Below are 25,953 nucleotides of genomic sequence, written 5' to 3'. Positions count from 1 at the left end.
TGCGCGGTCCCGCCTGCACCCGCCCCAGGGGGCGGTGCGCCGGTCAGGACGGGGCGCCGGGTGGGATGAAGGGCAGGTCGGCGGGTGGACCGGATTCGATGAGACGCCAGAGGGCATCGGTGTCCAGGTGTTCCTCGACCAGGTCGCCGAGCAGGTCGAGTGAGCGCTCGCGGGCGGCGGCGAAGCTGGTGGCCGGCGCGACCCGGAACCCGCTGCGGCCGGCCAGGCGAGCCGCCTCGGTGAGGAACCACCGGCGGAAGTCGTCGGACTCGAACGCCCCGTGCCAGTGCGTGCCGTGCACCACGCCGAGCACCGCACCCTCCCCGACACCGTCGTCGCTGGTCAGCAGCGGGGTCAGGCGCGGGTCGGCGTGTGAGACGTACCCGTGGTGGATCTCGTAGCCCCGCACCGGGAGGCCACCGTGGCCGGTGCCCACCGACTGCCGGACGGTCTTGCGCGGGTCGAAGGTGATGTCGATGGGCAGCAGACCGAGACCCGGGACGCTGCCCTGCCGGCTCTCCACCGGGTCATGGATGGCGCGGCCGAGCATCTGGAAGCCGCCGCAGAGGCCGAGCAGGGGCTTGCCGGCCGCCACATGGGTGGCCACCGCGTCGGCGAGACCGGTTTCGCGCAGCCACCCGAGGTCGGCGACGGTGGACTTGGAGCCGGGCAGGACGACCAGGTCGGCGGCGGCCAGTTCGGCCGGTTCGATGGTGAGGCGTACGCGGACGCCCGGCTCGGTGGCGAGCGCCTCCACGTCGGTGGCGTTGCTGATCCGGGGTAGGCGGACGACGGCCACGTCCAGCCATTCGCTGCCGTGCGGGGCGGCGGGTCGGCCGAGCACCCGGCCGTAGGCGAGTGAGTCCTCCGCGTCGAGCCAGAGGTCCAGTGCCCAGGGCAGCACCCCGTACGTGGGGCGGCCGGTGACCTGACGCAGCATGTCCAGGCCCGGCTGGAGCAGCCCGAGGTCGCCCCGGAACTTGTTGATCACGAATCCGGCGATCAGCGCCTGGTCGGCCGGGTCGAGCAGGGCCACGGTGCCGAACATCGAGGCGAAGACACCGCCCCGGTCGATGTCGCCGACGACGATGGTGGGCAGGTTGGCGTGCCGGGCCAGCCCCATGTTGACGTAGTCACCGGCCCGCAGGTTGATCTCCGCGGGGCTGCCGGCGCCCTCGCAGATCACCACGTCGTACGTCTCGCGCAGCTCGGCCAGTGCGGCGTACGCGGTCTCGGCGAGCCGGGGACGTAGCTGCCGGAAGGTGCCCGCGGTGATCGTGTCGACCGCCTCGCCCAGCAGCACCACCTGACTGGCCAGGTCGCTGCCCGGCTTGAGCAGCACCGGGTTGAACCGCAGGTCGGGTGCGAGCCCGCACGCCGCGGCCTGCATGGCCTGGGCCCGCCCGATCTCGCCGCCGCGCCCGCCCGGCCCGACGACCACCGCCGAGTTGTTCGACATGTTCTGCGCCTTGTACGGCGCCACCTTCACACCCTGCCGGTGCAGCCAACGACAGATGCCGGCGGTGAGCACGCTCTTGCCGGCGTCGGACGTCGTGCCGGCCACCAGCAGCCCGCCGCTCACCGCCCACTCCCCCGCCGCACCCCGAGGCCCCCGGCGACGCCAGCCATCCCGCGCCCTCCGGCCGCATCTGCCGGCCCTCGCCGGCCCACCGCGCCGATCAGTGCACGCCTGCCCACCGCGCCGACCAGCCGGCCGAGCGTCACCGGGTATGCGGCGGCCAACCCGACGGCGGCCAGCCCCACCGCGCCGGAGATCCGGGCGGCCCGCTTCAGGTGCCGCGCCTCCGGGCGGGGACCGTCGCCGAGGAACGGCCGCACCTCGGAGCGCCCGAAGTAGACGTTGCGACCACCGAGGCGGACCCCGAGCGCACCGGCCATCGCCGCCTCGCACTGACCGGCGTTGGGGCTCGGGTGGTCGTTGCGGTCCCGCCGCCACACCTGCCAGGCGCGCTGCCGGTCCCCGTGCGCGACCGGCGCGACGGCGATGGTGAGCAGCCCGGTCAGCCGGGACGGCACGAGATTGAGCACGTCGTCGAGCCGAGCGGCCGGTGTGCCGAACCGCGCGTAGCGCGTCGACCGGTGCCCGACCATCGCGTCGAGGGTGTTCGCCGCGCGGTAGCCCAACAGCCCGGGCAGACCGGCGACCGCGCCCCAGAGCAGCGGAGCGACCACCGCGTCGGAGGTGTTCTCCGCGACCGACTCGACTGTGGCACGGGCCAGCTCCGACTCGCCCAGCGTCGAAGGGTCCCGCCCGCAGAGGTGACCGAGGCGTCGCCGAGCAGCGGGCAGATCACCGTCACGCAGCGTACGACCCATGACGGTCGCCTCGTGCCGTAGCGTGCGACCGCCCAGCACTGTCCACGTGCCGGCCGCCACCAGCACCGCGCGGGTCACCGGCCGGTGCCGGGTAGCCGCCGCGGCGACCGCCCCGAGCAACACCGGCCCGCCCACGGCCAGCGCGGTGAATGCCGCACCCGCCGTTCGGTCAGGGCGGTAGAGGCGGCGCTCCAGCGCGCCAGCGGCCTGCCCGAAGCCGGCCACCGGGTGCCACCGGCGGGGGTCGCCGAGCACCCTGTCCAGCGCGTACCCGGCCAGCAGCCCCACCGCGTTCGCCATTGGCGCTGTCCGTCGCACCCGCACCACCTCCGGCCGGCCAGCCTAGACGAGCACTCCGTGAACCAGCCCAACCCACGGTCCCGCACCGGCAACGAGAACCCGTGGAGCGAACAGGCAGGCCAACCTGCCGACGCCCGGCACGCGGGGTGACGACGCTTGTCGCGCCGCCACCCCGCCCCCGTCGTGCCGCACCGTGCCGTGCCGGGTAGTGCCGTTTTGCCGCAGCACCCGTGACCGAGACGGCGCCTCGGCCAGCTCGACCGCCGCCCAACCCACGACGGCCGAGCCGATCGGTCAGGCTGGCTGCGGGACCCGGCCCCGACCACGCCGCCCCCGACCGGGCTGCGCCGGCTCCGGCTGCCCCTCGTCGGGCACCGGCCCCAACTCAATGTCCAGGTCACCGTCGGAGTTGTCGTCGTCCGCCTCGGGCGGAGGGGCCAACTCGTCGTCGAGGTCCGGCGGAACGTCGGCCTGCCCGGCCTGCCCGCCGCTCGCAAGCGCTCCGCCGTCACCGAAGAACCCGCCGCTCGGGGAGCTGTCGTCGCCCGCCGGGACGTTGCCGAACGGGCTGGTTCGCAGCTCCGCGTAGTCGGGCAGCTCGAAGTCGTCGTCCAGCGGACGGTCGTCGGGCAACACGGGCGCCTGCCCGGCCGGCACCGGCTCGGTGGGCTCGCCGTGCACCCGGCTCTCGGCCTCCGCGTCCTCCACGGTGCTGGTCGCCATGCTCGGCCGGTTGCGCAGGAAGCGGGCGCGCCCCCGGGACAGGTCGTGGCCGACGGCCACCGCCTCCAGCTCGTAGAGCGTGCGGTGGTTACCGCCGTCGTCGGTCCAGTCGCGGGTGTAGAGCCGCCCGCAGACCACCACCGGATCGCCGACCATGACGGAGGCCGCCACCCCCTCGGCGAGCTTGCGCCAACAGTTGACGCGGACGCGGAGCGAATTGCCGTCAACCCACCGGCCGCTGTCCCGATCGAGTCGACGGGCGGTCGAGGCGACCTTGAAGTTGGCCACCAGGGTGTTGCTCTGGGTCGTACGCCGCCACTCGGGCGTAGTCAGCACATTGCCGACGATTGTCACGTAAGTGTCGAACATCGTCCCTCCAGGGGGATCGGGGCCTGCCAGCGCGAGTCGACTCGACACCGAGCATCGACACTGAGGACGCCCTTCGTAAGCACCCATCCCCGACCTGTGGATGACGAACCCACCTGTGGACAACGCCCTGATCACGCCCGAATGTGGTACGCCCGACCCGCCCGACCCGCCGGCCACGGTTTCCCAGGCCACCCGAACTGGGTAAGGACTTGATCAACGCACCACCGACAGCTCCACGTCGACGAGAGGTCAGCGCCATGATGATCACTACCATCGGCTCCGCGAACGCTTCCGAGGCGCAGCGATGAGCGCCGTGGCGAACCCGGCCACCGTGGCTGAGTGCCTGCGGGTGGGCGCCGGGTTCTCCCAGGCCGACCGCAACTGGATCGCCGAGCAGTTCGCCACCCTCGACGCCCGGCTCGCCAGCTTCCACGCTGACGCCACCGAGTTGGAGGTGTCGGTGAAGGACCGGGAGGCGCGTGGTCAGAAGGTCACCCTGGAGTGCTGGATCGCCGGCCGGCAGAAGATCGTCACCACCTCCGCCGAGGAGGACCTGCACGCGGCCCTGAACGACGTCCGTGACGACCTGCGCCGCCGGCTCAACGACGCCAAGACCCGCCAGGAGCCCCGGCACAACAAGCACCTGCGCGACCTCCCGCAGCCGCAGATGGAGGCTGACGAGTCCGAGAACCCGGCCCCGCGCGCCGACGCGGAAACGGTCTGACCCACGCCCCACCCCCGCGATCTTGCGCTTTCGGCTCCCGAACAGCGGCTGTTGCCCCTGATGTCGGGACAGAAAGTGCAAGACCGCGGGGGTGAGTGGGTCGAACGGAGCGAGCGGGACTGCGGGCTACCGCTGAGTAGGTTGGCGGCGTAGCGTCGCATTCGTGGAACCGGACGTGTTGGGGCCGCCCTACGAGCGGCAGACGATCGACCTGGGCACCGACGACGAAGGCCCCGTTGTCGCGACACTGGTCCGGCGGCGGGCCGAGCGCCCCACCGGGCGGGCCGTGCTCTACGTGCACGGCTTCGTCGACTACTTCTTCCAGACGCATCTGGCTGACTTCTTCGCCGAGCGAGGCTGGGATTTCTACGCGCTCGACCTGCGCAAATACGGCCGCAGTCTGCTCCCCGCCCAGACCCCCAACTTCTGCCGCGACATCAGCGACTACTTCCCCGAGCTGGACGCCGCCGCCGAGATCATCCGCAAGGACGACGGGCACGACACGCTGTTGGCGATGGGTCACTCCACCGGCGGTCTGATCATCTCGCTCTGGGCGGACGCCCGCCGCGACACCGGCACCATCGACGGCCTGGTGCTCAACAGCCCCTTCTTCGACCTGAACGCTCCCTGGGCGGTCCGCCGACCCCTCGCGGCCGCCGCGTCCCGGCTGGGCCGCAGGGCGCCGCACCGCATCCTGCCGTTCGGGCTGGGCACCGTGTACGGCGAGAGCATCCACTCCGACCACCGCGGCGAGTGGACCTATGACCTGGCGTGGAAGCCGCTGGCCGGGTTCCCGGTCCGGGCCGGCTGGCTGAACGCGATCCGCACCGGGCAACGCCGGCTGCGCGCCGGGCTGGACATCCAGGTGCCGGTGCTGCTGGCCTGCTCGACCCGGTCCTTCCGAGGCACCAAGTGGCATGACAACGCGACACTGGCCGACGCCGTACTGGACGTCGAGCACATGGTCCGCTACGCGCCCCGCCTCGGTCGCCACGTCACACTGGCCCGCTTCGACGGCGGGTTGCACGATCTCACGCTCTCCGGCCCCGCCGTACGGACAAAGGTCTTCGACGAGGTGGGCCGCTGGGCCGAGGCGTTCCTCGCCGCCGGCCCCACCGCCCCGGCCAACGCGCACACGGCCGACGCGGCGGGGGCGGCGACGCCCGGCGGCTGACCAGGCCGGACGGCACGCGGTTCAGACGTCGCCGGGCGTCGCCGGGAGGACGGCACGGATCCGGTCGAAGGTCGCCACCGGGTGCGCGTCGACACCGGGCAGGACCAGGCCCAGGCAGTACGGGGAGACCTCACCGGTGGGTTCAGCCTGAACGATGAAGACCGGCGCGCCGACGTACCCCGGCGGCAGCTCGGTGGTGATCAGCACGGCGTCCCCGTCGCGGACCACCCGCTCGATCGCGACCTCCAGCGGCCGCGACCCGTCTTCGCGTACCCCATGGGCCAGCACGAAAGCGGAACTGGCGTCGGCGCCGAGGCGGGCCACCACCTCGGGCCCGGCGGCGATCCCCGCCGGCACCGGCTGGACGCGCCACCGCCAGCCGCCGTCGCCGGCGTACCGGTGCAGGCCGGCGGTCGGCAACACCGCGACCCCGTCGCCCGCGAAGCGGGCCCAACCGGGCACGATCTCGGTCTCGGAAATAACGGCCGGGGCCACCCCCGCCGGCTCGGTGACGCTCGCCCGCAGGCTCAACTCACCGCCCGAACCGCTCACCAGGTCGGCCGCCGTCAGCAGCGACTCCCCCACCGGATCGTCGCCGCCCTGGAAGAAGAACGCGGTACCGACGTCGCCCGAGGACCGGTACGGCAGGATGGCGCGACCGACGACCTGGCACAACTCGTAGGCGACGTCGCTCTCGGCATCGGAATCCAGCAACACCAGCCAAAGGTACGGTCCGCGGCCAGGCCGCTTCGCGGTAACCCGGATGCCCGCTACGAGGCGGACGTGAGACTCTGCTCGGCAACGTGGACGCGGGCACCCTTTTCGCCGTCGGGCAGTGGGACGGCGGTACCCTCTGGGCGCAACATGCACGCCACACGCGCCCGTAGCTCAGCGGATAGAGCAGGGGACTTCTAATCCCAAGGCCGCAGGTTCGAATCCTGCCGGGCGCGCCACCGTCACCCCAGGTCAACGGCTTTCCGCTCCCGGTCGAGACGACCACCGCAGCCTCCGTACAGCCATTCGTACAGCCAAGTCAGCCGAAGAGGTGCTTCGCGGTTCGATGTCCGACCAGGCGAGCCCGCGCAGCTCCCCGCGACGAAGCCCGACCGTCAACGCGCAGACGTACAAGGCTTCCAGGCGGTGCCCCCGCAGCACGTCGAGCAGCCGCTTGGCCTCATCCACGCCCAGGGCGCGACGCTCGACCTGCTTCATCGCGGGCGGACGGACAGACTTGGCGGCGTTGCGGTGCACCAGTTCCTCCCGCTCAGCGTCACCGAGTGAGTTCCGGATCAGCCCGTGGATGTGCCTAACCGTCGTTGCCGAGAGACCCGCGTCTGTCTTCTCGGCCAGCAGCCGACGGATGACGGTTGGCGTCAGCTTGTCGAGCGCCAGCCGGCCAAGCGCCGGGCGGACGTGGTTTTCAACGAGCTTCCGGTAGCCCTGCAACGTCGACGGCCGTGTCCCGTCACGCTCCTTCATCCGCAACCACTCGTCCAGCCACTCCCCGACCGTTCGAGGAGCGGCGGCGAGGTTCTGCCCCTGTTCCTGGCGGCGGCGAAGGTCGACCAGCTTGCCGAGCACTGCCCGCTCCGTCTTGCCGTAGACCCACTTCCGCGACCGCTTGCCCTCACCCCAGCCCACATCAAGGCGGCCCGCAAGCGGGCCGCGCCGGCCCGGCCCCGGCCTGCTGGCGACCTCCGGCCGGCATCGGCCGGGCCGGCCGGCCACGCTGACGGACGAAGATACGGCAATCTCGAATCGTGTTGAATGCGGGCCATGTCGCTGATCATCGGACCCGCGTTCACGATCCCCGGCTACAAAGCCATGGCCCCGCCTGACTACACGACCGAGTGCGACGCAACCGTGTATGCGGCAGATGGCGTGGTGCGATACCCCGCCTTCTGGTGGCACTACCTGTCGGGACCTCTGGGTGCCTACCCGGAGTCGAAGGCCGCCTTCGAGGTGCAGGCCGCTGATTACCACGCGATGGGCGCCGTCCTCGACGACCCCGAGCGCTGGCCGGTCATCTCGGTTCGGCTCGACGGAGAAGTGTGGCTGCGGATCGTGTACCGCAACGTCGAGGATGAGGCGGGGATCGACTTCGTGAAGGAGCGGCCGGGCCGGCCAGCAGAGGTGGTCACCTCGGTCGAGGGCCACGGGTTCACGTCCGCGATGACCTGGGTGGAGCTGCTCGCCGCGGCGGCGCTGCCGGATGAACGACTGACCTGGGCGCAGCGGCTCATCCTGATGCTGCCCATGCTGGGTCCGCAGGAACTGTCCGAGGACGCCGAGGAGATTATGCATAGGGCACTGGACGGGATCGGTGCGACAAACCGGTTGGTCGTGGCAGGAGCCCTGCTCGACGCCCTGGACTGGCGTACTCACTAGCCGGAACCTAAGGACCTCGGGGCTCCGCCCCGAACCCCGGCCCTCCTCGGAGATCCGCCGAAGAAACGACGGCCAACTGGTGGGATGAACCTGAAGAGCCAACGCGCCCGTACAGCCATCCGTACAGCCAAGACCACCCGCTGACGCCGACGCTACCCGACATCGACAGACGGGCTGACCAGGGAAGCAGCCACCTGACCAGCCATCCGCGATCTTCTTCTAATCCCAAGGCCGCAGGTTCGAATCCTGCGGGCGCACCCCCATCACCACAGCTCAGCGGCTTGCCGTGCCCGGTCCCGCCGATCACCCCGACGCCCGTACAGCCATGTCACCCGAAGAAGTGCTTCGCAGCCTCGTCACGGCAGCCCGTTCGGTCTCCGACAGGACGTGGGTGTAGGTGTTCATGGTCAGCCCGATCTGGGTGTGACCGCGCACTTTCATCACGGTCCCGGTGAGGCACCGGAGACGAGCAGGAATGTGCCGCGCTCGGTTAACCGCGCTCAGGCAAGTAGCGCCCGAAGCTGCCCTATTGCGTCCAGCACCTCAGCGCGGTGCCTGCCGTTCTTGATCCACGCCGGCAGGCGCTCAACCAGGGTCTGGCTTCCCATGTGCTGGCCGCGTTCCCGCAATCGAGCGAACACGTACGTCTCCAGCAGGTTCAGGTGCTCTGCGTTGTACGCCCAGAGCACACGCCCACGGCACTCTGTCGACAACCAGAGTGGCAGGCCGAAGTAGGGGTCATTCGGACCCGAGAACTCAGGGAAGGCGCGCGCGTTGTTTGCGAGGCGAGGAGCATCCCAGAGGTCCGTATACGCGCACCCGAGACAACTAAGCTGACGACGCAGCCAAACATCATGCCGAGTACCGTCGGCCAGTTCCTCGGGACAAGGAAGGACCGAGGCACATTCTGCACAGCGTGGGCAGCGAACGAAGACCTCACCAGCAGCCAAGCCGCCCAGCCAATGCCTCGGATCGCGGAAGCGCTCGGTGTCCCTCTTCTCAGCCGCCGCCATAGATCAACTGTACCGCCATCGGTACAGCCAAGAACGCCGCCACAGGCCGACACCAACGGACGACGACGGACAGGCTGGTCCTACCAAACAGACTGAGTGACAATCTTTTCGTCCCTTGTGGAGGGATTTGAGTAGCGTTCCCGCTACGGCCTTGCTCAGTGCGTAGTCCGGAACTCCATCCATCCTTGCTTTTGCGGCCACTGACGGTAGTATCTCCGTGTTTTTGCTTGCAACGGGGAGGAAGACCACATGCGATGGAAGTTCCCGGCCAGCGCCCTATTGGCGCTGGCCTTTTTTATTCCGGCGGCACCGGCGGTGGCTCACATCGAATCGCCCGGGCTGAACGAGGCCTGCCAGACGGTCGAGCGCAAGGTGTACAAGGACATTCGCGAGCTTGTCACCATCGATCTGGATACCGCCACCGATCAGGAGGTACGGGTGTTGGCTGCCCAGATCCTGTCCGCGGCGAACGCCGACGAGTTGCCCGTTCTGCCGGGCGCCATCCAGGATGCGCTGAAGGGCACCGAGGATGAACTCCGCGCATTCCTCAAGACGGGCGTGCAGAATGCCTGGTCGGTGGCTCTGCGGATCACTGTGGTTCGGACGTTGACGGACGCCGGCACCAACGTGGAGGCGGCCGCGCAGAAGGTGCTCGGCGAGGCGACCGTCGATGCCTACCTGGCTTACCTGAACGACGGCCTGTACGCCGCCCGCGAGCTTGACTGCGCGTCTCAGCCCACGCCGACGCCGACGGCTCAGCCCACACCGAGCGCTACGCCCAGCGCCACGACCGTTGCACCGACTCCTACCGTCTCCGCCAGCCCGGGTGCCCCCGGCGGCGAGGGTGGCGAGGGCGGTGGGTTGCCCGTGACCGGTGCTGACACCGCGACCGTGGCCGGCATTGGCAGTGTGCTCCTGCTCCTCGGCGGCGCGGGCTACCTGATCGGACGCCGACGCCGTTCCCGCTTCGTGGCGTAGCTCAACTGACGCGCCCGGCTCGATGCTTCGTCGAGCCGGGCGTGTCAACGCCGTTCGTGGCCGTCGCGGATGCAGCGGGGGTCGTCGTACCGACCGAACGCACGCTTGCGGCAGTTTGTCGACCTGCCCGCGTAGCGAGAAGTCAGTGTGTTGATAGCGTCGGACGGTGTCGATGTTCCGCACCCCGCAGGTGATCCTCTTCAGCGAGGACGTCTCCCGCGCCGCCGAGTTCTACGCCGGTCTCGGCTTCACTGAAACCTTCCGGGTGCCGGCCGAGGGCGAGCCGATCCACATCGACCTCGTGCTCGACGGCTACAAGATCGGCATCGCCTCGGTGGCCTCCACCCGTGACGATCACGGGCTCGACCCCGTGTCCCAGGGCCAGCGGGCCGCCGTGATCCTCTGGACCGACGACACCGCCGCCGCGTACGCCGAACTCACGGCGAACGGCGCCCCAACACTGGCCGCACCGCACCGGTGGCTTGATCGCCTGCTGATCGCCTGGACCGCCGACCCGGACGGCAACCCGATCCAGATCGTCCAACAGCTCTGACGGTCTCGTCTGGCAGGCCCGCACGGACGTGTGCTCAGCCCTGCTCGTGGCGCTCATTGCGCCGAAGGGCCTCTTCGAGTTGGTCCTCAAGAATGATGATCCGGCAGGCCGAGGCCATGTCTGTGCCCTGGTCACACAACTCCCGAGCTCGCGCGGCAAGGCGCAGTTGGTAGCGGGAGTAGCGGCGGTGCCCTCCACTGGAGCGCTGCGGGTCGATCAGTTTCGCGTCGCCGAGTCGGCGTAGAAAGTCCTGCGAGCAGCCGAGGATCTCGGCGGCACGGCCCATCGTGTAGGCGGGGTAGTCCTCGTCGTCGAGCATGTCGTCGGGTTGAGCCATGGAACCTCCATCACGAGGGCCCCGGTGCTCGGAAGCACCGGGGCCCAAGGGTTGTGGGTCAGGAACACCATCTACCGACAGAACGTCGGCTTGTCTTGTCCGCACCAGCCGTCAGGGACGGCTTCGGGTGCGAGGATCGCGTAAGCGTGACCGGAGACCACCTCTCGTTCGAGGGAAACTGCGGTGTCCGCGCCCAGCCCGTGAATGCGACTGGTAGCGGGCGATCCAACGGTGTAATGCCCTCCCTTGCCTCTGATTTCCTCTGCCGTACTCCGTGCTGTCCGTCGGTGTCCGAGCCCCACGCGACTTCATGGCCCCAACACGTACGACGAACTCTTCTCACCTCGGGTGAAGCCCTGAACAAGCGTCGGCCCCACCCGCTGTCACACGCCTTCCTACGCACTAGCTAACTGCGGCAAATGTCTGCCGCCGAGCTGAGCAGGCCCTACAGGTTCCCCGGGCCCCACTCCTTCGCCCTCGTGCGGGGCGGCACCGTCAGCGTCTTTGTTTGCTCTGTTCTCGACCACAGGAACGTTAGTTGGCGACGGTCCGAATGTCTAGCGCTTCGCTCATAGATTCTCTCCGAGGACGGAGATAGTCCTGCCACCGACAGGGCCAGCGGGCCGAGGCGATCCTCTGACCGACGACACCGCCAGCGCGTACGCCGAACTCACGGCGATCGACGCCCCAGCACTGGCCGCACCGCACCGCAGCGGGGCACCTACGTCGGCGACAGGTAGGCGCGTCACGACGGCCCTGCTCGGCAGAAAGTGCCCGGCGGGTGTCTACGGACCGGTTGGCCGACGGCGTTAATAGGGCGTGACGTTCGAGGAGTACGCGTTCGCTCGCACTTCGGCGCTGGTGCGGCTCGCCCGGCTGCTGACCGGTGACGAGCACCGAGCCGAGGATCTGGTTCAGGATGTCCTCGCGCGGGCGTACGCCCGGTGGGGCCGCATTTCGCGGACGGACCGTCCCGATGCCTATGTCCGGCGCATGCTCGTCAACACCCACAACTCGTGGTGGCGTCGGCTCAGCAGCCGGGAGATCTCGGTTGCCGCGGTCCTCGATAGGGCGGGCGACGTGGACGAGGCCGCCGGGGTCGCCGAGCGCGACGCACTGTGGCGGTTGGTCTGTGCTCTGCCGACGCGTCAGCGCACCGTGATCGTCCTGCGCTACTACGAGGATCTGGACGACACGTCGATCGCCGAGATCCTCGCCTGCTCGACCGGGACGGTACGCACACACGCGAGGCGGGCCCTGGCGGCGCTGCGTCAGCGTCAGGTTGCCGCAACCCACGCACGGGCAGGAGAGCTCTGATGTTCAGTGACCTTGATGAGCAGCTCGCCACCACGCTCAAGCATCGGGCGGGTGGCGACATCGATCCGACTCCGGTCGTGCAACGGGCCCGGCATCGCGGCCGGCGGTTGCGATGGCGGCGACGGGGACTGATCGCCGGTGGCGTGGCAGCGGCGTGTGCCGCTCTCACCTCGGTGGTGCTGGCGATCCCGGGCGTTCGGAGCACCGATGACCCGATTGTGCCGGTCGCGGCGTTGATGCTGCCGGAGGCACAGAGCGATGGGACCGTACGCCCCGAGGAGGTCGGTGCCGATCCCGCGACTGTGCACTTCTCGACCGACACGCTGGTCAGCGACGCCAATTTCGCGTCGTGGCGCACCGGGCGCGGCATCGAGAGCGTCGAGTTTCGGGGCCCGACCGGTCAGGCCCGTTTCGTGTTGGCGCGCACCGAAGGGTTGCTGGACGGGCTCCAGCAGACGTTGTCCTCGCAGGGGCGACCGCAGGGGCGGACCGAGGTACGGGTCGGCGACCGCCCGGGGGTCGCCTGGTTCGATCCGTCCGGCGACCGGAAGCTGTGGTTCGTCCGCTGGCAACCCGCTGACGGGCTCTGGGCCCAGGTGGACGTGTACGCGACCACCAGGGAAGAGGCGGCCGGCACGGCGAGCCGGGTCCGGTTCGACGGTGCCCACCGCTGCGTCGTGCCGTTCCGCCTGGAGTCGCTGCCGCCCGACGGACGGCTGCTGGAGTGCTCGGTCACGCTCGGCCGGTCGACGCGGGACTCCTTCGTCGAGGGCTCTCTGGTGGTCGGTGACGCATCCGGCCGTTGGCTGACTGTTCGGGCGCAACCCGCCCCGGCCGGCGACGACGCCCGGCGCGGAGATCTTGTCGCCGGGCCCTACCGGGCCCGCCGGCAAGGCAGTGACGTGCTGGAGATGGTGGTCAAGCCCTGCCACGTCGAGGCGTTCCGCAAGGGTTGGGGGAACGGGTACACCGAGGCGGAGGGCTTGGCGATCCTTGGCGGGTACCAGCCGGCCCGCGACCTCGATCGCCCGGACACCTGGTGACGCCACCGCATGGCGAGGGTGTGGTTTATGAGCTGCGGATCAGCCGAGCCGCACGGTTGGGCCGGTGTCTTGTTCGGGGCCCAGGAGCAGGCGCTCCACGCCGGTGATCCGCAGCACCCGCTGGGTGATTCCCTCGGCGCCTCGGATCGAGAAGCGGGAGCCGACCCGCTCGGCCCGGTCCCGCGCCAGCAGGAGTACGCGCACACCCGCGGCGCTGAAAAAGCCGACGCCGGTCAGGTCGCAGCAGACTTCGGGATGGCTGTCGATCGCGTTGATCAGGGCCGTGGCCAGGCGTGGTGCGGTGTCCATGTCGACGTACCCCACCGGGGCGACGACCATCCGGTCGGCCGAGAGGGTCGCGGACAGGTTCGTGGCCTCGGTGTAGCGGGTCACCTGGAACGACGGCCCGGAGGAGTCGAGGTCGAAACGCCCATCCGGCTGGTTGCCGGCGAGCGCCGCTGACGTGACCTGACCGAGGGTGACTGCCGTCGGGAATCTGTCGAAGTGGCTCTGGAAGAACCAGGAACGTTCAGTCATAGGAGCACACGCCTCCTGTTGAAATCCGTAACAGGATTGGCGCATGGCTTGACCAACCTCGACGATAACCGCCTGGGCAGTCGGCCGCCACTCGGCGCGTCAGCTCCCGGCCGACCTCAGTCGGCGCTGCGTTGGCGGGTCGCCACCTTCCGGCAACAGCAGCCGGTTGGCGAACGCCTACGCTAGGTTGCCGGACGTACCGCGATCACGCTTGGGACCCGGCGGTCGGGTGGTCCGTTCCACAAGGGCGGCAGCGACCTCCCGCAGCTTGCGGTTGGAGTCCTGGGAAACCTTCGCGAGGACGGCGAACGCCTCGTCGGGGGTGCAGCGGCGTTCGCCCATGATGATGCCCTTGGCCTGCTCGATCACGGCCCGGCTCCGCATGGCCAACTGCATCTGCGCGGCCATGGTGGCGGTGGTGTCGTAGAGGTGGGCGTTGGCGAGGGCGACAGCGGCGTACCCCGCGAACGTCTCTGCGAGGGCGACCGCGTCGTCGTCGAAGGCACCCGCCTCGGCCCCGTAGATGTTCAGCGCACCGAGCACGGACTCCTGGATCGGGAACCCGATCGACAGTGAGCTGTGAGCTCCACCCTGCACGGCTTCGGTCGCCCACTGCGGCCAGCGGACCTCCTCGGACATGTCGGGGACGGACACGACGGCGGAGTCTCTGGCCGCCTCCAGACACGGACCCTCACCATGCTCGTACTGCAGTTCGTCGAGTCGTAGCGCCATCTCCCCGCTGAACGCGGCGGTGTGCGCACCCTCCTGCTTCAGCAACGTCACCGACACCTCCTCGGCGCCCGGGATCGTTCGCCGTGCCAGCTCGGAGACCTGGGTCAACACTCCAGACAGGTCGGTCTCGCCGAGCTTGATCTGGCCGAGTTCGGAGATCGCCGCATTGGGATCAATGGGCTGCTGTGCCATGACTTCAAGGTCCTCGTGCCCGGGGCGCGTACCGGTTGCAGGAAGGCGACGGCAGCGCGCGTGGTGATGGCGCACCCGCGAGCACGGGGCGCCGCACGGACTCGCCAACCGAGCCCGGGCGCCCGCTGCTGGACGCTGACTGACCGACGCCCAGGCGTCGGCTGCGGCGACAACTATACGACGCGGAGTGGAACGTACCCGAGGCAGCCGGATCGGCTCGGGCGCTCTTGTTTGGCCCTGCGGACGGCGGGGCATCGTGCTCAGACAGCGTGAACACCACGCCCGGCTCGGAACGTGCCGATGTCAGCTCAGAAGCGTGCGAGCCGGGCCTCGACCGCACCGACAGCGGAGGTGGGAGGCACCGATGCCAGCAGGATCGAGCCCGAAGAGAGAACGACAGTACGAGCACATCAAGGAGAGCGCGCAAGAGCGGGGCGCCTCCGCCGGGCGGGCCAAGGAGATCGCGGCCCGCACTGTCAACAAGGAACGGGCCCGCTCGGGTGAGTCCCGAACGGCGAGCCGGTCCTCCCGGAACGACGTGTCGTCCGGGCACCGTGGCGGTAAGCGCTCCCACAGCGGCGCCCAGGGTCGCACCAAGGAGCAGCTGTACAACGAGGCGAAGCAACGCGGCATCAAGGGCCGCTCGTCGATGTCGAAGAGCGAGCTGGAGCGGGCCCTGTCGAAGTAGCGACCGGTCGGGCGTCGTGGACTCGCCGAGCCAGCTCAGACGGGCCCCAGTAGGGCGACAAGCGCGTCGTCGCCCTGGCCGAGCTGCGCAGCGCCCGTCGCTGGCGCGACCAGGAACCGGCGGCAGCCGTCGAGTTCCACGTACCGGTCGGGGCCTGCACCTTCGAGCGGGCGTAGCACCGCGAAGCGGGTCGCCGGAGTGGCACAGTCGACCACCGCCCGGCGATTGGACAGCGCCCGGAGCACGCCCGCCTGACGCTCGATTGGCAGCGGACCGCCGTACACGAAGTCGCCCGCGGGTTTCTCGCCTTCCTGAAGCGACGCGGGCACCTGGTAGACGCAGAGGCGCAGCGGCCCGGCTGCCGGCGGTAGCCCGGGCCCTGCCGGCCCGGGGTTACCGTTCCGGGTCTCCACCCACACCATGTCCGTCCACTGCTGCGCGCATCCGGCGGCCGCGGCGGCCGCGGATTCGATCTGTCGGAGGGTACGGGTGTCCACAGTGGTCCACTGCGGCCCGGCCAGCGCGGCGATCACCTCGGCGCGAGGCTTGCCGCAGGAGTCCGTCGGGATCTGGGGCCGCAGCCAGCGTCCCCGGTCGTCCACCAGGGCCAACCACGGCGGGATGACCATCTCGAGGGTGCAGGCGACCTCCCCGCCGGTCTGCTCGCTGGGCAGGCGCAGCGCGGTGAGCAGCGGTGCGATCTGCTCGGCGCGTCGCTCGGTGGCGATCTGTTCCTGACCGCCGTTGGGGCCCGGCCGAATCTCGCGCCCGCAGATCACGGCCGCGACCGGGGTGAACGCCGGGTCGATGCGACCGATCGTCGGCTCCTTCACGGCCGGCGGCGACGTCTCCGTGGTCGGCCCCGTGATCACCTCGCCCGCCCGGGGTGCCGCCTTGGCACAGGAGGTCCACCCATCGACGATCTGGGCCGGAGCGGGCTCGTCGGCCCGGCCCGGCCCGATGTCCGTGCCACCGCAGCCACCCAACGCCATGCCGATCAGTGCCACCACCAGTACGGTCCGGGACGAACGCATCCGGCTCACCACCTTCCACCCGGGGATGGGACGGACACCAGACGCGTCTGGTTCCGGCCGACCGGGCCGCGGCGTGACGCGGGTGACCGGTGGGGACGTCGCCGGCTGGGCCCGGGGCATCCGCCGGCAGAATGGCCGAATGGCACATCTGGGACTTGTCGCGCTGCTGGTCAGGGAGTACGACGAGGCGATCGACTTCTACGTCGGCGACCTCGGTTTCGAGCTGGTGGAGGACACCGCCCGACCGGACGGTTCACGCTGGGTGGTGGTCCGCCCGGCGGGGGCCCGGGAGACGGCAGTGCTGCTGGCCCGGCCGAGCAGCGCCGAGCAGCAGGCTCGGATCGGCGACCAGACCGGCGGCCGGGTCGGGCTGTTCCTCTACACCGAGGATTTCGCCCGGGACCATGCCCGGATGGTGACGGCCGGGGTGCGTTTTCTGGAGGAACCGCGGCACGAGGCGTACGGTTCGGTAGCAGTGTTCGTCGATATCTATGGCAACCGCTGGGACCTCCTCCAGCCCCGCAGCACAGAGTGACACATTAGCGACACTCCGCATACAAAGGATCACCCCGTCACGGTCCGCCATGCTATTGTCCGATGTCGATCTACGCCGCGTGGACCCGGACCGGGTCGTTGTCGGAAGGACACTTCCCGATGCCGGCCGTTGCCACCCCAACCGTGCCGCCGCCCACGCTGGACAACCCGGCCGGCGGGGCCCTGGGCCTCATCTTCACCACGTTGCCAGCGCTGCTGCGGCTGAGCTGCGGGCTGTTCGGCGCGGCGGTGGCCGTGTCGGTGCAGACCCCACCGGTGGAGCAGGCGGTGTTGCTGCCTGCTGTGGCAGTGCTGACCGGCTGGTCCCTCTGGTACGCGCACCGCGCGTTGCGCCACGGCATCGGCCCCGGCCTCGTCGCCGGTGACGTGGCGGTCACCGCGCTGACCTGCCTGCTCATCCCGGTGTTGGTGGCGCCCGAGGTGCTGCCCGGCGAGGGCAGTTGGATCGCCGTGCTGGCCAGCACCACGGTGATCAACACACAGGCCACGACCTCCGCACGCTGGTCGATCCCGGCCGGGCTACTCGTGATAGCCACCTACGTGACCGGGGCGCAGGCCGCCGGCAACCCCACCGAAGCTCGGGCGCACGCGGCCACGCTACTGGCGCAGACCGCCTGCACGGCGATGATGGCGGCGGTCATGCGCCGACGCATCGGCCGGGCGGACCGCGCCTTCGTCGAACACCAGCGGATGACCCGGGAGGCGTTGGTCGCGCGCGCCGCCCGCGAGGCCGAACGCCAGCAGAACCGCGACTTGCACGACACCGTGCTCGGGACGCTGACCATGGTGGGGCTGGGCGCGGTGGCGGGGCCCTCGGTCGCCTTCCGGGACCGGTGCGCGGCGGACCTGCGTACCCTCGTCTCGCTCACCGACGCCGGCCCGGTGGCCGGCGACGGCCCGGTGCCGCTCGACGGGCGGTTGCGGTTGGTGGTCGGCCGGCTGCCCGAGCTTGCGGTACGGCTGGACCTGGCGTCCTGCGCCGTCCCGGTCGGGGTGGCCGACGCGATCAGCGAGAGCGCCTACGCGGCACTGTCCAACGTGGTCCGCCACGCGCCAGGCGCCGGGGCCACGCTGCGGCTGAGCCGCGACGCGATCGGCGTCGTGGTCGAGGTCGCCGACGACGGCCCCGGCTTCGACCTGGCCACCGTCCCACCGCACCGGTACGGCTTGCGCGAGTCGATCCGGGGCCGGATGGCGACGGTCGGTGGTCGGGCCGTCGTGCACTCGGCCGTCGGCACGGGCACCCGGATTCGACTGGAGTGGCCCGGTGTCGGCTGACCTGAACGCCCCGGCGCACCCCACCGACGCGTCGGAGGCACCGAACCGCGCCAGTGTCCCGACGCCCAGAGAGCCGGACTCCCCCGCAGCGCTCGCCGCGCCGGCCGCCGTGGCGCACGCGTCCGACCGGGGTGCCCGGATCGCCGCCGTCGCCATCGCGTTGGCCTGGCACGTCGCGATCGCGCTGCCGGCGGTGCTGTCCGCCCGCGCGGAGTTCGCCGCGCCAGCGGTGGTGCTCGGCGCCTGGATCCTGGTCGCCGTGACCGGCGCGGTGGCCGGGGTACGGCTGCTGCAAGGCTCGCCACTGCCGCCGTGGCCGCTGGCCGGGCTGCTGCTGGTCGTCGACGCGGCCGTCTTCGCCGCGGCCGGTGAGCGGCAGTTGTTCACCGCCGCCAACTGGGTGTGGGGCACGCTCGGCTGGTTCTTCGTGCTGGCGGTGTGGGGTCGGCGCGTCGTGGGGCTGATCGCGCTCCTCAGCACGCACGCGTTGATCGCCCTGGTCGCCGTGCTCGTGCACGGCCCCGATCCGGCCGACGTGGCCCGCTACGTGATGTACGTCTACGGCACGTTCTCCCTGCCGGTGGCGGTCTTCGTGGGCAGCACGGTCATCGTCGGCCTGGCTCGGGAACGGGCCGCCGTCTCGGCCGCCGGTCACGCGATGGCCGCGGAGCGGGATGCCGCCGAGCGGGGCCTTCGGGAACGCCGGGACCGGCTCGCTCTGGTCAGCTCGGCGGCCGGGCGGGTCCTCGGGGACCTGGCCGGCGGCCAGGCCGACCCGGACGACCCGGAGGTGCAGCGCCGGTGCATGCTGGCCGCCGCCCGGCTGCGCCGGCTGATCGCCGAGTCCGACGATGTGCCCGACCCGCTGTTGCACGAGTTGCGAGCCGCCGCCGACCTGGCGGAACGCAACGGCCTACCGATCGACCTGGTCACCATCGGCACCCCGCCGCCGCTGCCGGTGGAGGTTCGCCGCCGGCTGGCCGACCCGCTCACCGGCACCCTCGCCGACGCCCGGGGATGGGCGCGTCTGACAGTGGTCTCCGGACCGGACGAGGTGGTGGTCAGCCTGGTCACCCCGGACCGGGAGGGACCGGAGTCGACCGGCCCGCCCCCCGGGGAGCACGACGACGGGCCGGTGCAGTACCTCTACGAACGGGACGGGAACATCAGATGGGCGCAGACCCGGTGGCGGCGGTGACCGGCGATCGGCCGGTCGGGGTGGCGATCGTCGATGACCATCCGGTGGTGGTCGAGGGGGTCCGCGCCTGGCTCGCCACCGAGCCTCGTCTGACGGTGCTCGCCACCGGCGACGACCCGGACGCGGTGTTGCGGGCGGCGCCGCACGCCGATGTGATCCTGCTCGACCTGCGGCTGCACGGGCGGATGGCGTTGGACAAGTTGGCCGAGCTGAGCGCCGCCGGGCGGCGGGTGGTGGTCTATTCGGAGCACACCGACCCGCAGACGATGCTGGCCGCGCTGGACGCCGGGGCGGTGGCGTTCCTGGCCAAGCACGAGGGCCGGGAACACTGCGTGGAAACGGTGCTGGCCGCCGCGAGCGACCGCCCGTACGTGCCGCCGGCGCTGGCCGGTGCGATGGTCGGCGACCCGCGGCCGGACCGGCCGATGTTGTCCGACAAGGAGCGTGAGGCGCTGCTGCTCTGGTTCCAGTCGATGTCCAAGGCGTCGGTGGCTCGGCGGATGCAGATCAGCGAGCACACGGTGAAGCAGTACGTCGACCGGGCGCGGATCAAGTACACCCGGGCGGGGCGACCAGCCGCCACAAAGGCGGCACTGCTCGCCCGTGCGATCGAGGACGGTCTCGTCCGCCCGGAGGAGATCGGCATCTACCGGTCACAGGCGACACACGACCGGCCGACCCCCTAACAGGCGTCATGACAGGGGCGCTCCGGTCCGGAAGGCTTCAGTACACAGCCAGCTGACCGGAAGGTCGTGACGATGCACGCCGACGCGTCCCCCTTCTTCATCGGTCCCCACCGGTTCGACGCCCCCGACGACGACGTGGGCCCGACCCTGGACCGCCGCTACAACCTGCGACCGATGCCCGGCGAACGGTTGCTCGGGCGACACCGGCTGTTGGTCGCGGGCTACCTGCTCGGGCCGAGCGAGGTGCGACGCCGTTGGCAGTTGCCCGAGCCGGTCGCGGTGACCGTCACCGACCAGCGGATCTGCTGGGTGGGCAGTGGCTCGCAGCTGTCGCTGGTCGCCGACGGCACGCACCGGGCCCGACCGCCGGCTCGACTGAACGGCCTGATGAGCGGTCAGATCCGCTGGCAGTGGCCGTCCCGGTTGGAGCTGCCGACGAGCGCGCCGGACGCCCCGGCGCAGTTGCTGATCGTCTGCGACGCGCTGCGCACCATTCAGCAGCCGGCGTTGGCCCTCAGCGGAACGACCGCCGAGGTCGTGGCGCTGGCGCGGCAGGTTCGCCGGGCGGTGGCCATGTTCCGGCTCAACCGTCCACAACTGGTCGACCTTTCGGCCCAGGAGCGCGACGTGCTGCTGCTGCGGGCCGGCCCCGGTCTGCTCGCCGGCGACACCCGGGTCACGCTGCCCGGCTCGTTGCCGGTGGAGTTCCACTCCCGGGACGACTACTACCGTTCGCGACCGGATCCGACCTCGTGGGGCGGGCTCGCAGGCGGCGCAGCATCCGGGCATCGGTGAAGCCGACAGCCCGCGCGGCGGCTTCCACTGTGGCGCCGTGCCCGATCAGGTGCTCGGCCCGTTCCACCCGGAGCAGCTGCTGGTAGCCGAGCGGAGTGAGGCCGGTGCTCGCACGGAAGAGTCGGGTCAGGGTTCGTTCGGCCACACCGCCAGCGGCGGCCAGTTCGGCCAGCGGCAGGGGCTCGGCGTACCGGCTGTCGATCAGATCCTGCACCCGGTGCACCGAATCAGACAGGTGTGAGCGGTGCCGCATCAACGCGCTGGCCTGCGGCTCGTGCCCGTTGCGGCGGGCGTAGACGACCAGCGTGCGGGCGATCTTCGCGGCGGTGGCCGGGCCGTGCCGGGTCGCCACCAGGTGCAGCGCCACGTCGATGCCACTGGCGATGCCCGCCGAGGTGACCACCCGGTCGTCCACCACGTACAGCACGTCGCGGACGACCTGGGCCGCCGGGTGCCGGCGGGCCAGGTCGTCCTGCACCTCGTGGTGGGTGGTGCAGCGTCGGCCGTCGAGCAGCCCGGCCCGCCCGAGCGCGTACGCCCCGGCGCAGACACTGGCCACCGTGCCACCGGCCGCGTGGTGCTCGGCGAGCCGCCGCAGATCGCCGGGCGACACCGGCCCCTGCGGCCCGTGCGCCGCCGGCCGCCAACCGGGCACGATCACCAGGTCGTCCGGGGCCAGCAGGGGCCACCGGGTGTCGGCGACCAGCGGTACGCCCTGCACTGTGGGCACCTGCTCGCGCTCCGCGACGTAGTGCAGTTGATAGTCGTACCCGAGGTCGGCGGCGCTGGAGAAGACCTGAGCCGGCCCGGCGAGGTCCAGCAGGTGCAGCTGCGGGACCAGCAGGAAGACGACCCGGGTCACGACGTCAGCCCCGGCTGCCGGCGAGGGTCGCGCCGATGACCTCGTCCACGGTGCGGATGGTCGCGAAGCGGCCAGCCAGCGCGTACTCGGTGCGGGTCACGATCTCGTCGTTCGTCAGGGTGCGCGGGTCAGCGAGGATCTCCGCGACCGTGGCGGTCTCCGGCAGGTCCCGGTGTGGGATGGGGAAGGTCAGCGTGGCGTCGGTGACGAAGGTCATCCGGTAGCCGAGGTCCGCGCCGACCCGGGTGGTCGTCTCCACGCACTGCTCGGTGCGGATGCCGCAGACGGTGATGTCGGTGATGCCCGCCTGGGTGAGCAGTTGCTGGAGGTTCGTGGTGGTGAACGCGTTGTGCGCGGTCTTGACCAGCGTCGGCTCACCCTCGGCGGGGACCAACCCGTCGATCAGCCGGACGTAGGAGAGGGCGGGGTCGAACAACCCGCCCGTGCCGGGCTCCGAGTGCAGGACCCAGACCACCAGGTCGCCGCGCTGCCGGGCGGCAGCCACCAGCCGGTCGACCTGGCGGATCATGTCGGGGTTGGAGCCGTACGCCCAGATCGGGCGCTGACGGAAGGACTCTTGCACGTCGATCACGACGAGTGCTGCTCTGCTCATGACGTCGATCCTGGTGGGACGGCGTTCGCGCCGGCAGACACCATTCTGTCCGGGTGCGGAACGATCCGGCCAACTAGGCGTGTCGAGGCCCTTGGCGTCAGGCGCTGGGGGCGCGGTGCTCGGCGGCAGCGTCCAGAGCGGCGGCCTCCTCCGGTGTAGGCGCGCTGCCGCCCAGGTGCGCGGGCTGCCACCAGGTGTCGTCCGGGCCGGCGGGGGTGTCCGGATAATCCCGCTGCGCCCGGTCGACGAGGGCGCTGAGGCGGGTGGTCAGCTCGGCGGCCAGCACGTTCGGGTCCGGGAAGTCCGCCGGGTCGATCGGCTCGCCGATCAGGATGGTGATCGGCGTGTGCCGACGGGTCAGAGTGCGCGGGCGGCCCTTGGTCCAGAGGCGCTGGGTGCCCCACAACGCGACCGGCAGCACCGGCACCTTCGCCGAGCGGGCCATCCGGACCGTGCCGCTCTTGAGCTCCTTCACTGTGAACGACCGGCTGATCGTCGCCTCGGGGAAGACGCCGACGACCTCGCCCTGCTTGAGAGCGCCCACGGCGGCGCGGAACGAGGCCGCGCCTGCCTGCCGGTCCACCGGAATGTGCCGCATCCCGCGCATCAGCGGGCCGGAGATCTTGTGCGTGAAGACCGAATCCTTGGCCATGAAGCGGACCAGCCGGCCCGACGCGTTCGCGCCCAGACCGGCGAAGATGAAGTCGAGGTAGCTGACGTGGTTGCTGGCCAGCACCGCCCCGCCCGTGCGGGGTACGTGGTGGGCGCCCTCGATGGTGATCTTCAGGTCGAGGACCCGGAACAGCGTCTTGGCGGCGGCGATAACGGGCGGGTACACGAGCTCCGGCATTCGCAGAATCTACCCTGACCGGCTGGGGATCGGCTGGGTGGAGAACCGGCGGCGACGCGGGTGGCGCGCCACCGCCGGTTCGGCGGTCCCGTCGGTCAGTCGCCGAGGTTGTTCAGGTCCAGCCGGCCCCGGGCGAAGGCGTCCACCCGACCCCACCGACCGGGGATGTCCAGCACCTCGATGCGACCCATCCCCACCGGCAGCCGTGGCTCGACCGCCAGGTGACCCTCGTGCGGCTCCAGACCGAGCATGGTGCGCAGCAGCAACAGCGGCGTACCGGTCGACCAGGCCTGCGGACTGCACGCCGTCGGATACTCCACCGGGAACTTGGTCAGCTCCCGCGGATAGCCGCCGAAAGCCTCCGGCAACCGGCCGTCGAAGTACGTGGCCGCGTCCAGGATGCCGTTGGCGATGGTCGCGGCCTCCTCTGCAAAGCCGTAACGGCGCAGGCCCCAGGCGATGAACGAGTTGTCGAACGGCCAGATCGTGCCGTTGTGGTAGCCGATGGGGTTGTAGCGGGCCTCCCCCTCGGCGAGGGTGCGCACCCCCCAGCCGGAGAAGAGCCGCGGTCCGACCAGGTGCGCGGCGAGCTTCTCTGCCCGCTCGGGTTCGACGATCCCGCTCCACAGCAGGTGGCCGATGTTGGAGCTGAGGATGTCGCACTGCCGGCCGTCCGGGTCCAGGGCCAGGGCGAAGTACTCGCCGTCGTCCACCCACCAGTCCCGGTTGAACCGCTCCTTCAGCTCTGCCGCCTCCCGCTCCAACTGGTCGGCGAACTCCGGGTCACCCCAGAACTCCCGCGCCAACCGGGCCGCGCGGACCTTCGCGTCGTACGCGTACCCCTGCACCTCGCAGGTGGCCCGTGGGAACGGTGGCAGCGTGCCGTCGGAGTAGGAGATCGAGTCCCAGGAGTCCTTCCAGCACTGGTTCTCCAGACCGGTGTCGGTGTTGCGTCGCTCGTACCAGATGTAGCCGGTGCCGACCAGGTCGGCGTAGTTGTCGATCCACCTCAGCGCGGCCCGGGACTCCTGCTCCAACTCCTTGACCAGCGCGACGTCCCCGCTCCACCGCTCGTACTCGTCGAGCAGCACGATGAACAGCGGCGTCGCGTCGACCGAGCCGTAGTACGGCGAGTGTGGCTGCTCCTCGAAGGCCGCGGTCTCGCCGTAGCGCATCTCGTGCAGGATGCGCCCCGGGTCCTCGTCCCGGAAGTCGTCGAACCGGCTGCCCTGCAGGGACGCCAGGATGCGCAGCGTCGTCTTCGACAGCTGCGGGGTGAACGGCAGTGTCTGCAGGCAGGTGAGGATGCTGTCCCGGCCGAACATGGTCATGAACCAGGGCAGACCGGCGGCGGGCAGGGTGGCGCCGCCCAGCGACAGCGGCGAGAAGCGCAGCGCCGCCAGGTCGATCAGACTGCGCCGGTACGTGCTGGCCACCCGGCCATGCTCACTGTTGACCTTGGGTGCGTCGGCGATCCACTTCTCCAGGTCGTGCTGGAGAGCGAGCCGCTCGGTGCCGTGCTGGCGCAGCCCGAACCGCAGATCCCGGCCGCCGGGCCCGACCGCGTGGGTCTGGACGTCGATCGAGGCGTCCCACTGCTCGTTGGGCTCCAAGTGCACGGTGTACGCGAAGCCCTTGTTGTCGTACCGGGCCGACATCGACGACGAGATGATCGTCTCCCGCCGGAAGTTCCCCCGCCGGTACCCGAGCCGCAGCCGGTCCGACTCCACCTCGGTGTAGATCTCGCCCTTCTTGTTCAGGATCTCGTCCTTGACCTGGAACAGGTCGGCGAAGTCCGACGCCGCGTCCATCCGGACTTCCAGGTCGACCGGCTTCTCGTCGTGGTTGAGGATGGTCAGCTGCTCACAGAAGCTGCCGCCCACCGTGCGCTCCCGGATGATCGACAGCTTCGCGTCCACGTAGTGCGTGGCCATCCCCGGGACCAGGAAGAATCGCGACTCGAAGTACTGCAGGTCGTCGTAGGAGAGCGAGTTGAGTCGCTCACCGTTGACGGTCAGCACCCAGGTCGACAGGAACCGGGTGTCGATGGAGAAGAGTCCGGTGGGCTCGCTCGGCGTCGCCTCGATGTCACCGGTGTCCTCGCAGACGACGAACGTGTTGCCGTCCAGGATCCTGATCGTGTTGCTCTGCCCCATCAGTGCACCTCCCCGACGAATCGCCGACGCGGCCCACGGGCGTCCGGGGAACCCGGGAAGATTCGCTCCACCTGTACGACGAGACGCGCGTTGCCCGACACCGTCATGTCCCCCCGCAACAGCGCGGCCAGGCCGTGCTCGCGCCCCGAGGCGATGTCGTCGAAGAGGACCGGGCTCGCGCCGATCACCGTGTCGGCCTCCTGGTCCTCCTGACTGACGTTCAGCCGGCCGTGGTCGATCCTCAGCAGCCAGTGCCGGGTCTGCGCCCCCTCGTGCAGGTCGATCCGCAGCGTCCCGGAGGTCTTGGCCAGCAGGGGTTCGTACCCCCGCCGGTCCAGGTCCTCGAAGAACCTCGTGGTCGCGTCCACCATCGGGTCCACTCCTCCCAGTTGCCGGGCCGGGGATCCCACCCACCGCGCTCGCGTCGCACGGACGGCCGGCGTTGCACGTCCCCGCACGGGTCCCCGCCACTCCCCCGGTCAACCTCGCCCAATTCGGGTGACCCCGCCCTGTCCCACCCC

The 25,953-nt window shown here is 70.6% G+C and carries 28 protein-coding genes and 1 tRNA gene; 14 read left to right on the top strand and 15 right to left on the bottom strand.

Annotation, left to right across the window (positions count from 1 at the left end; all coding sequences use genetic code 11):
• Window positions 1-43 precede the first annotated feature (43 nt).
• From FB453_RS10975 to FB453_RS10965, 3 genes are all read right to left on the bottom strand, one after another.
• A complete protein-coding gene (locus FB453_RS10975; RefSeq protein WP_145789588.1) occupies window positions 44-1,582 on the bottom strand; it encodes a cobyric acid synthase in 1,539 nt (512 codons plus the stop codon).
• The gene (locus tag FB453_RS10970) at window positions 1,579-2,637 is read right to left on the bottom strand and encodes a cobalamin biosynthesis protein (protein ID WP_145789586.1); all 1,059 of its coding nucleotides are present in this window, start codon (window positions 2,635-2,637) and stop codon (window positions 1,579-1,581) included. The genes FB453_RS10975 and FB453_RS10970 overlap by 4 nt, the downstream gene beginning before the upstream one ends.
• A 294-nt stretch (window positions 2,638-2,931) precedes the next feature.
• Window positions 2,932-3,729: a single-stranded DNA-binding protein gene (locus FB453_RS10965; RefSeq protein WP_145789584.1), complete on the bottom strand. Its 798-nt coding sequence runs from the start codon at window positions 3,727-3,729 to the stop codon at window positions 2,932-2,934.
• A gap of 304 nt (window positions 3,730-4,033) precedes the next feature.
• On the opposite strand from FB453_RS10965, the gene FB453_RS10960 reads away from it, so the two are divergent.
• Window positions 4,034-4,453, top strand: a complete 420-nt coding sequence (locus FB453_RS10960; protein WP_145789582.1) for an HPF/RaiA family ribosome-associated protein — start codon at window positions 4,034-4,036, stop codon at window positions 4,451-4,453.
• 163 nt (window positions 4,454-4,616) lie between these two features.
• The gene (locus tag FB453_RS10955; RefSeq protein WP_186718204.1) at window positions 4,617-5,627 is read left to right on the top strand and encodes an alpha/beta hydrolase; all 1,011 of its coding nucleotides are present in this window, start codon (window positions 4,617-4,619) and stop codon (window positions 5,625-5,627) included.
• A gap of 21 nt (window positions 5,628-5,648) precedes the next feature.
• Here the strand turns inward: FB453_RS10955 and FB453_RS10950 are convergent, their stop codons facing one another.
• Window positions 5,649-6,344 (bottom strand): hypothetical protein, encoded by a 696-nt coding sequence (locus FB453_RS10950; RefSeq protein WP_145789580.1) that lies wholly within the window; start codon window positions 6,342-6,344, stop codon window positions 5,649-5,651.
• 160 nt (window positions 6,345-6,504) lie between these two features.
• Here FB453_RS10950 and FB453_RS10945 point away from each other — a divergent pair.
• Window positions 6,505-6,580 (top strand) — tRNA-Arg (locus tag FB453_RS10945).
• Window positions 6,581-6,593: 13 nt separating this feature from the next.
• On the opposite strand, the gene FB453_RS34170 is transcribed toward FB453_RS10945, so the two are convergent.
• On the bottom strand, window positions 6,594-7,208 hold the full coding sequence (locus FB453_RS34170) for a tyrosine-type recombinase/integrase (protein WP_186718202.1): 615 nt from the start codon (window positions 7,206-7,208) through the stop codon (window positions 6,594-6,596).
• A 195-nt stretch (window positions 7,209-7,403) separates the two neighbouring features.
• On the opposite strand from FB453_RS34170, the gene FB453_RS34165 reads away from it, so the two are divergent.
• Window positions 7,404-8,015, top strand: coding sequence for a hypothetical protein (locus tag FB453_RS34165; protein ID WP_186718200.1), 612 nt, complete (start codon window positions 7,404-7,406; stop codon window positions 8,013-8,015).
• A 500-nt stretch (window positions 8,016-8,515) separates the two neighbouring features.
• On the opposite strand, the gene FB453_RS10935 is transcribed toward FB453_RS34165, so the two are convergent.
• On the bottom strand, window positions 8,516-8,704 hold the full coding sequence (locus FB453_RS10935; protein WP_145789576.1) for a hypothetical protein: 189 nt from the start codon (window positions 8,702-8,704) through the stop codon (window positions 8,516-8,518).
• A 573-nt stretch (window positions 8,705-9,277) separates the two neighbouring features.
• Here FB453_RS10935 and FB453_RS10930 point away from each other — a divergent pair.
• Both FB453_RS10930 and FB453_RS10925 read left to right on the top strand, forming a co-directional pair.
• Entirely contained in the window at window positions 9,278-10,006 is a 729-nt protein-coding gene (locus FB453_RS10930; protein ID WP_145789574.1) for an ALF repeat-containing protein, read from the top strand.
• Window positions 10,007-10,178: 172 nt separating this feature from the next.
• Complete coding sequence (locus FB453_RS10925; RefSeq protein ID WP_486480237.1) at window positions 10,179-10,559, top strand: VOC family protein; 381 nt, start codon at window positions 10,179-10,181, stop codon at window positions 10,557-10,559.
• Window positions 10,560-10,593: 34 nt separating this feature from the next.
• Here the strand turns inward: FB453_RS10925 and FB453_RS10920 are convergent, their stop codons facing one another.
• A complete protein-coding gene (locus tag FB453_RS10920) occupies window positions 10,594-10,896 on the bottom strand; it encodes a MerR family transcriptional regulator (RefSeq protein WP_091405557.1) in 303 nt (100 codons plus the stop codon).
• Between the two features lie 819 nt (window positions 10,897-11,715).
• On the opposite strand from FB453_RS10920, the gene FB453_RS10915 reads away from it, so the two are divergent.
• Complete coding sequence (locus FB453_RS10915) at window positions 11,716-12,213, top strand: SigE family RNA polymerase sigma factor (RefSeq protein WP_145789569.1); 498 nt, start codon at window positions 11,716-11,718, stop codon at window positions 12,211-12,213.
• Window positions 12,213-13,256 (top strand): hypothetical protein, encoded by a 1,044-nt coding sequence (locus FB453_RS10910; protein WP_145789567.1) that lies wholly within the window; start codon window positions 12,213-12,215, stop codon window positions 13,254-13,256. The genes FB453_RS10915 and FB453_RS10910 overlap by 1 nt, the downstream gene beginning before the upstream one ends.
• Before the next feature lie 39 nt (window positions 13,257-13,295).
• Here FB453_RS10910 and FB453_RS10905 read toward each other — a convergent pair whose 3' ends face one another.
• A complete protein-coding gene (locus FB453_RS10905) occupies window positions 13,296-13,793 on the bottom strand; it encodes an STAS domain-containing protein (RefSeq protein ID WP_186718198.1) in 498 nt (165 codons plus the stop codon).
• Window positions 13,794-13,970: 177 nt separating this feature from the next.
• Window positions 13,971-14,717 carry a GAF and ANTAR domain-containing protein gene (locus FB453_RS10900; RefSeq protein WP_145789562.1) on the bottom strand — a complete coding sequence of 249 codons (747 nt, stop codon included), beginning with the start codon at window positions 14,715-14,717 and terminating at the stop codon, window positions 13,971-13,973.
• A 364-nt stretch (window positions 14,718-15,081) separates the two neighbouring features.
• Between FB453_RS10900 and FB453_RS10895 the strand changes: the two genes are divergently transcribed.
• Entirely contained in the window at window positions 15,082-15,405 is a 324-nt protein-coding gene (locus FB453_RS10895; protein WP_112584105.1) for a plasmid stabilization protein, read from the top strand.
• A gap of 35 nt (window positions 15,406-15,440) precedes the next feature.
• Here the strand turns inward: FB453_RS10895 and FB453_RS10890 are convergent, their stop codons facing one another.
• Complete coding sequence (locus FB453_RS10890) at window positions 15,441-16,439, bottom strand: hypothetical protein (protein ID WP_145789560.1); 999 nt, start codon at window positions 16,437-16,439, stop codon at window positions 15,441-15,443.
• A 139-nt stretch (window positions 16,440-16,578) separates the two neighbouring features.
• Between FB453_RS10890 and FB453_RS10885 the strand changes: the two genes are divergently transcribed.
• The 5 genes from FB453_RS10885 to FB453_RS10865 all read left to right on the top strand — a co-directional run bounded on the left by FB453_RS10885 (window position 16,579) and on the right by FB453_RS10865 (window position 20,951).
• A complete protein-coding gene (locus tag FB453_RS10885; RefSeq protein WP_112698025.1) occupies window positions 16,579-16,974 on the top strand; it encodes a VOC family protein in 396 nt (131 codons plus the stop codon).
• A gap of 119 nt (window positions 16,975-17,093) precedes the next feature.
• Entirely contained in the window at window positions 17,094-18,272 is a 1,179-nt protein-coding gene (locus FB453_RS10880) for a sensor histidine kinase (protein ID WP_112584169.1), read from the top strand.
• On the top strand, window positions 18,262-19,470 hold the full coding sequence (locus FB453_RS10875; protein WP_186718196.1) for a hypothetical protein: 1,209 nt from the start codon (window positions 18,262-18,264) through the stop codon (window positions 19,468-19,470). Before FB453_RS10880 ends, FB453_RS10875 begins: the two co-directional genes overlap by 11 nt.
• Entirely contained in the window at window positions 19,443-20,156 is a 714-nt protein-coding gene (locus tag FB453_RS10870) for a response regulator (RefSeq protein WP_091405585.1), read from the top strand. The genes FB453_RS10875 and FB453_RS10870 overlap by 28 nt, the downstream gene beginning before the upstream one ends.
• Before the next feature lie 72 nt (window positions 20,157-20,228).
• On the top strand, window positions 20,229-20,951 hold the full coding sequence (locus tag FB453_RS10865; protein ID WP_145789558.1) for a hypothetical protein: 723 nt from the start codon (window positions 20,229-20,231) through the stop codon (window positions 20,949-20,951).
• Here the strand turns inward: FB453_RS10865 and FB453_RS10860 are convergent.
• The 5 genes from FB453_RS10860 to FB453_RS10840 form a co-directional block, all read right to left on the bottom strand.
• Window positions 20,833-21,813, bottom strand: a complete 981-nt coding sequence (locus FB453_RS10860) for a DJ-1/PfpI family protein (RefSeq protein WP_145789555.1) — start codon at window positions 21,811-21,813, stop codon at window positions 20,833-20,835. The two genes, FB453_RS10865 and FB453_RS10860, sit on opposite strands and share 119 nt — an antisense overlap.
• 4 nt (window positions 21,814-21,817) lie before the next feature.
• Window positions 21,818-22,426 carry an isochorismatase family protein gene (locus tag FB453_RS10855; RefSeq protein WP_145789553.1) on the bottom strand — a complete coding sequence of 203 codons (609 nt, stop codon included), beginning with the start codon at window positions 22,424-22,426 and terminating at the stop codon, window positions 21,818-21,820.
• 97 nt (window positions 22,427-22,523) lie between these two features.
• Window positions 22,524-23,276 carry a lysophospholipid acyltransferase family protein gene (locus FB453_RS10850; RefSeq protein WP_112584101.1) on the bottom strand — a complete coding sequence of 251 codons (753 nt, stop codon included), beginning with the start codon at window positions 23,274-23,276 and terminating at the stop codon, window positions 22,524-22,526.
• 95 nt (window positions 23,277-23,371) lie between these two features.
• Window positions 23,372-25,432 (bottom strand): glycogen debranching N-terminal domain-containing protein, encoded by a 2,061-nt coding sequence (locus tag FB453_RS10845; RefSeq protein ID WP_145789551.1) that lies wholly within the window; start codon window positions 25,430-25,432, stop codon window positions 23,372-23,374.
• Window positions 25,432-25,803: an SCP2 sterol-binding domain-containing protein gene (locus tag FB453_RS10840; protein ID WP_145789549.1), complete on the bottom strand. Its 372-nt coding sequence runs from the start codon at window positions 25,801-25,803 to the stop codon at window positions 25,432-25,434. The genes FB453_RS10845 and FB453_RS10840 overlap by 1 nt, the downstream gene beginning before the upstream one ends.
• Window positions 25,804-25,953 lie beyond the last annotated feature (150 nt).

This window comes from Micromonospora sp. CNZ322, from assembly GCF_007827755.1.
Note: the sequence above shows the minus strand (reverse complement) of the source record. Positions and strands in the feature narration are given on the sequence as shown.